General features: G+C 70.1%; 1 protein-coding gene. It reads right to left on the bottom strand.

The genetic code is table 11. From position 1 onward, the window contains the following. On the bottom strand, positions 1 to 578 hold a 578-nt coding region (locus KBI52_RS00950), incomplete at both ends, for a calcium-binding protein (RefSeq protein WP_371823088.1).

Raw genomic sequence — 578 nt, 5'->3', positions numbered from 1 at the left:
GTGAGGTTCTCGACCTGGGCCAGGGCTTCCAGCGAGAAGCTGGCGTTTGCAAGAACGGTATCGATGCCGCCATTGGCCGTCTCGATGATCGTGTCGAGCCCATCCGTCACATAGGTGTCGTCGCCAACCCCGCCGCTGAGCACGTCGGCGCCGGCGCCGCCGTCGAGCCGGTCGTGGCCGGCGCCGCCGTTGAGGATGTTGGCGAAGGCGTCGCCCGAGAGGGTGTCGTTGCCGGCGCTGCCGGAGAGGGTGTCGAACACGGCGGTGTTGCGCGCCATCGTGCCGGCCGCGGGATCGATGCTGTGGGCGACGGCCCAGGTGAGCGCGCCCTCGACCAGGGTGACGACCGCACTCTGGCGGCCGGGGGTCGCATAGGCGTGGTGCAGGCTGACCTGGCCGGCGACGGGTGTGGCCGCGGAGGTGGTGCCGTCGCCCCAGGCGATGCTGACGCTCGAGGCGCCGCCGACGCCGAGCGTGGTCTCGAGGAAGCGGCCGTCCAGGATGGCAGCGGCATTGGCCTTGTAGAGCAGGTCGACCAGGAAGATGTCGCTGGCATTGTTGCCGTCGTTGGCCACCAG

It is taken from the genome of Microvirga sp. HBU67558 (assembly GCF_018069605.1).
Lineage (GTDB): Bacteria > Pseudomonadota > Alphaproteobacteria > Rhizobiales > Beijerinckiaceae > Microvirga > Microvirga terrae.
This window is presented reverse-complemented; position numbering and strand designations above follow the sequence as displayed.